Here is a 4,543-nt window from a genome sequence, read left to right on the forward strand (position 1 = left end):
GCCCACCGACAGCGTGCCGGAGACCGGGTCGACCGGGGCCTCCTTCTCCGGCGGGACGCTGGCGCAGGGGGCGGTGCACTCGGTGAGCCCGTAGCCGTTGCGGATGTACGGGCCGAAACCCGCGCGGAACTTCTCCACCAGCGCGGGCGGCAGCGGCGCCCCGCCCGAGGAGATCATCCGGAAGGAGGCGAAGTGGCCGGGGGTGCAGGCCGGGTGGGCGGCCAGGGCCATGAAGGCGGTGGACGGGCCGACGGTGTAGGCGGGGCGGTGCTCGGCGAACGCGTCGAGCACGACGCCCGCCTCGAAGCGGTGGGCCAGGGCGAGCGTGCCGGTGCCCACGACACAGGCCGACAGCTCGCACACCATGCCGGTGATGTGGAAGAGCGGGGCGAGCGCAAAGTACGTGCTGCCCTCGGGCAGTCCGAGGCCGGTGCGCTGCCGCTCGGCGTTGTACGCGATGTTGGCGTGGGTGTTCATCGCGCCCTTGGGCGTGCCGCTGGTGCCAGAGGTGTAGCTGATCAACGCGATGTCGTCCGGGCCGAGTTCGCGGTCCTCCGGCGCAGGCGCGCCCCGGCGGGCGACGGTCAGCAGGTCCTCGGTGCCCTCGGGCGCGGGGAGGCGCCCACCGCGCAGCACGCGCTCGTCGTTCCGGGTCTGGAGGTCGAAGTCGCTGGTGGTGAGGGCGATGCGAACCGGGGAGCCGACGGCGGTGTCGCGTAGATACGCCTCCCAGGCGCGGTCCGCGCAGACCAGCGCGGCCACTTCGGCGTCGGCCAGGACGTGTGCGACCTCCCGGTCCTTGTACATCGGGTTGACGGGGACGACCGTGCCGCCCGCCTTCCACGCGCCGAGCAGCGCCAGCACGAACTGCGGGACGTTCTGCAGGACGACCGCGAGCCGGTCGCCGTGCGCGAAGCCGCGCTCGGCGAGGTGGCCGGCGAGGGCGTCGGACAGCTCGTCGGCCTCGCGGTAGCTCAGCCGCCCGTCGAAGTACGCGATCGCGGTGCGGTCGGGGGCGCGGCGGGCCGCGTCACGGAAGGCGTGCAGGACGGTGACGGGCGGGTGGACGGGGGCGCGCTGCGCGTCGGAGAGCTGGGCGAGCCAGGGCTGCGCGGCGTAGATCGAGGCGCCGCCGGGGCCCGCGGTGCGCGGAAGGCCGGAGGCTCGCGGGAGGTCCGCGGTGCTCGGGATATCCGAGGTGCTCACCGGATCGGGGGCGCCTACCGGGCCCGAGGGGGTGCTCACTTGATCCGAGGTGCCCACTTGGTCCGAGGTGCTCACTGGGCCGCCTCCCACTTCTGCTGGAGGTGGTTCATGTTGGTGAGCCAGGTGTCGGGTTCGGTGGCGCGGGCCGCGTAGTAGGCGCCGGCCTCGGGGTGCGGGAGGATCAGGAAGCGGTCCTCGGCCATCCCGGCGAAGAGCGCGTCCGCGACCTGCTCGGGCTCGATGGCGTTCGGCGCCAGGAGGAGTTCGCCCGCGCTGCCGGCGGCGCGCAGCATCTCCGTACGGACGCCCTGCGGGCAGATCGCGTGTACGTGGATGCCGCGGTGGCGGTACGTCAGGGACAGCCACTCGGCGAAGGCGAGCGCGCCGTGCTTGGTGACGCTGTACGGGGCCGCGCCGATCATGGAGAGCAGGCCGGCGGCGGAGACGGTGGAGACGAAGCGGCCATGGCCGCGCTCCAGCCAGCCAGGGAGGAGTTCGCGGGCGGCGCGGACGTGGGCCATGACGTTGACGTCCCAGGCCGCGGCCCACACGTCCTCGTCCGCGTCGGGACCGCCGCCGGAGCCGAGGCCCGCGTTGGCGCAGTAGACGTCGACGGACCCGCCGAGGGCGGTGCGGGCTTCGGCCACGACGGTGGAAGCGTCGCCCGGGAGGGGGATGGCGCCGATCTCCTCGGCGACGGCCTCGGCCTTGGCGGGGTCCAGGTCGTTGACGACCACCCGGGCGCCTTCTGCGGCGAACCGCCGGGCGAGGGCGGCCCCGATGCCCCCGCCGGCTCCGGTGACGACGACTCCGGCGTCGTGCAGCGTCTTCCCCACGCTCGCGGCTCCTTCGACTCGACCGACTCGACTCTGCGCCAGACTAACCAGTCGGTATGTGACCCGTGAAGCCCACTGGCTCCGCCGGGTTGCTCGCGCGGGGGCGGCGCCGTTCCGGTGTGGGGCCGAACCACCGCCCGCCGACACAGCACGCTGCAACCCACCACGTGGCGAACTGTGTCCGGGTCGTTTCGTTGGGTGGCGTCGGCCGTTAGCGTGCGGGCATGTTGAGATCTCTGGAGTCGAAGGTGTCCAGGCGAGGTCTGATCGCCGCTACCGCCGGCACGATGGCGGCCGGAACCGCCGGAATGGCCACGGCCGCCCCGGCAGGGGCTCCCACGGGGGCCCCGCCCCAAGGGCGGGTTCGGATCGGGTTTGAGCGGATGGTTGCCGATGGGTATCGGGTGCTGGGTGGGCGGCGCGTGGGCGTTGTGACGAATCCGACCGGTGTCACCGCCGGCGTCCGCCACATCGTGGATGTGATGCACGCCGACGACCGGGTGAACCTGACCGCCGTCTTCGGCCCGGAGCACGGCTTCCGGGGCACGGCGCAGGCGGGCGGGTCCGAGGGGCGTACCGAGGACCCGGCCACCGGACTGCCGGTCTACGACACGTACCTCAAGAGTGGCCAGGCTCTGGTCGACATCTTCCGGGAGTCCGGTGTCGACACGGTCGTCTTCGACATCCAGGACGCGGGCGCGCGGTTCTACACGTACATCTGGACGCTGTACGACTGCATGGTCGCGGCGGCGGTCACCGGCAAGCGGTTCGTCGTGCTCGACCGGCCCAACCCCGCCGGCGGGCGCGGCGCTTACGGGCCCGTGCTGGACAAGGCGTACGCGACGTTCGTCGGGCGCGAGCCGATCGCGCAGGCGCACGGCATGACGGTCGCGGAGCTCGCCCGGCTCTACAACGGCGAGTTCGTGAAGAAGGCCGCGGGCCGGGCGGTCGAGCTGGAGACCGTCGAGATGTCAGGCTGGCGCCGCGGCGACTTCTTCGACGGGACCGGCCTGCCGTGGGTGCCGCCGAGCCCCAACATGCCCACCCCGGACACCGCCCTCGTCTACTCCGGCACCTGCCTCTTCGAGGGCACGAACCTGTCCGAGGGGCGCGGCACCACCCGCCCGTTCGAACTGCTGGGCGCGGAGGGCGTCGACCGCCGGTGGGCGGAGGCGGCGAACGCGCTGGAGCTGCCCGGGGTCCGCTTCCGCGAGGCGTACTTCGCGCCCACCTTCTCCAAGTTCCAGGGCAGGACGATCGGCGGGGTCCAACTGCACGTCCACGACCGGGAGTCGTTCGACCCGGTGCGCACCGGCATCGGCCTGCTGGTGACCGCGAAGAAGGTGTGGAGCGGGTTCGCCTGGCGCGAGGACCACTGGATCGACAAGCTGACGGGCTCCGCCGGCGTACGCACCATGATCGACAAGGGGGCGGGGACGGACGAGGTGGTGGCCGCCTGGCAGGACGGGCTGGCGGCGTTCCGGGCCGTGCGGCGGCGGTATCTGCGGTACCGCTGATCCGCCCGGCCGCTGACCGCGGCCGTCGGGCGCGCCGTGCGCCTCCGCCCGCGCCGTGCGCCTCCCGCCCGCGTCGTGCGCCTCACTGCCGGGACCTCGGCCTCCGTGCTGAATCTCGGCCCCAGTACGGGAACTTCGGCCCCAGTGCCGGAACTTCCGCCTCGGGACCGGAACTCCGGGCTCGGCGCAAGAACTCCGGGCTCGGTGCCGGAATTTCGAGCTCAGTCCCGGACCTCGGCCTCAGTGCAGGAATTTGAGGCCCACGACGCCGGCGACGATCAGCACCAGGCAGACGACGCGGCCGGCCGTCACCGGGTCCCCGAGGGCGGCCATGCCGTACGCGGCCGTGCCGAGCGCGCCGATGCCGACCCACACCGCGTAGCCGGTGCCGACGGGGATGGTGCGCATCGCGTAGGCCAGGCCGCCCATGCTGAGGACGAGGGCGGTCCCGAAGAGGGCGCCGGGTTTGGGGCGGCTGAGACCGGCCGAGGCGGAGAGGGCGGCGGCCCAGACGGTTTCCAGGACTCCCGACAGTACGAGCACGGCCCAAGCCATGATCAAGACCTCCGTAGTAATCACCTGCGGTTACTACGTCGTCTTGTCCTGCCGGGTACGACGTGCCTCGTCCGGGACGGAGTGGCCATCCGGCCGGGGTTCCGCCGTTTTCGACCGTAGCACGGTGTCGGCGTGGGGTCCGAGGCCTCGGGTTGCGGCCGGTTCGGCACCACCGGACAACACCACGGGGCGTCTTGCCGTCGCGGCGGAAGGGTTTCCGCGGCTGCGCCGCGGAGCGGTCGGGCGGGCACGCCGGGGCGGGCGGTACGCGGCCCGGCGCCGGGGGCCCGTACGGGGCGGCGGCCCGACACCGGGGTGCCCCTGCGGGGCGGCGGGCCGACACCGGGGTGCCCCTGCGGGGCGGCGGGCCGACACCGGGGTGCCCCTGCGGGGCGGCGGGCCGACGCCGCGTGCCCCTGCGGCGCGTCT

Annotated in this window: 4 protein-coding genes and 1 riboswitch; of the genes, 1 reads left to right on the plus strand and 3 read right to left on the minus strand. The window is 73.5% G+C overall.

The features are described from left to right. Together AOK16_RS23065 and AOK16_RS23070 are read right to left on the minus strand one after the other, a co-directional pair. Nucleotides 1–1,122: long-chain fatty acid--CoA ligase (locus tag AOK16_RS23065; RefSeq protein WP_055474074.1), on the minus strand; the 1,122-nt coding region annotated here is incomplete at its 3' end. Nucleotides 1,123–1,277: 155 nt separating this feature from the next. Continuing rightward, the gene (locus AOK16_RS23070; RefSeq protein WP_055474071.1) at nt 1,278–2,042 is read right to left on the minus strand and encodes an SDR family oxidoreductase; all 765 of its coding nucleotides are present in this window, start codon (nt 2,040–2,042) and stop codon (nt 1,278–1,280) included. Nucleotides 2,043–2,266: 224 nt separating this feature from the next. On the opposite strand from AOK16_RS23070, the gene AOK16_RS23075 reads away from it, so the two are divergent. After that, the gene (locus AOK16_RS23075) at nt 2,267–3,559 is read left to right on the plus strand and encodes an exo-beta-N-acetylmuramidase NamZ family protein (RefSeq protein WP_055474072.1); all 1,293 of its coding nucleotides are present in this window, start codon (nt 2,267–2,269) and stop codon (nt 3,557–3,559) included. Between the two features lie 240 nt (nt 3,560–3,799). Here the strand turns inward: AOK16_RS23075 and AOK16_RS23080 are convergent, their stop codons facing one another. Then, nucleotides 3,800–4,114 (minus strand): DMT family transporter, encoded by a 315-nt coding sequence (locus tag AOK16_RS23080; protein WP_055474073.1) that lies wholly within the window; start codon nt 4,112–4,114, stop codon nt 3,800–3,802. A 32-nt stretch (nt 4,115–4,146) separates the two neighbouring features. Beyond that, nucleotides 4,147–4,209: riboswitch (guanidine-III (ykkC-III) riboswitch) on the minus strand. Nucleotides 4,210–4,543 lie beyond the last annotated feature (334 nt).

It is taken from the genome of Streptomyces pathocidini, from assembly GCF_001418495.1.
Classification (GTDB): Bacteria; Actinomycetota; Actinomycetes; order Streptomycetales; family Streptomycetaceae; genus Streptomyces; species Streptomyces pathocidini.

Excerpts from the sequence above, each read along its gene's own strand:
- AOK16_RS23080 (WP_055474073.1), bottom strand. The coding sequence starts at position 4,114 with ATGGCTTGGGCCGTGCTCGTACTGTCGGGAGTCCTGGAAACCGTCTGG.
- AOK16_RS23075 (WP_055474072.1), top strand. The coding sequence starts at position 2,267 with ATGTTGAGATCTCTGGAGTCGAAGGTGTCCAGGCGAGGTCTGATCGCC.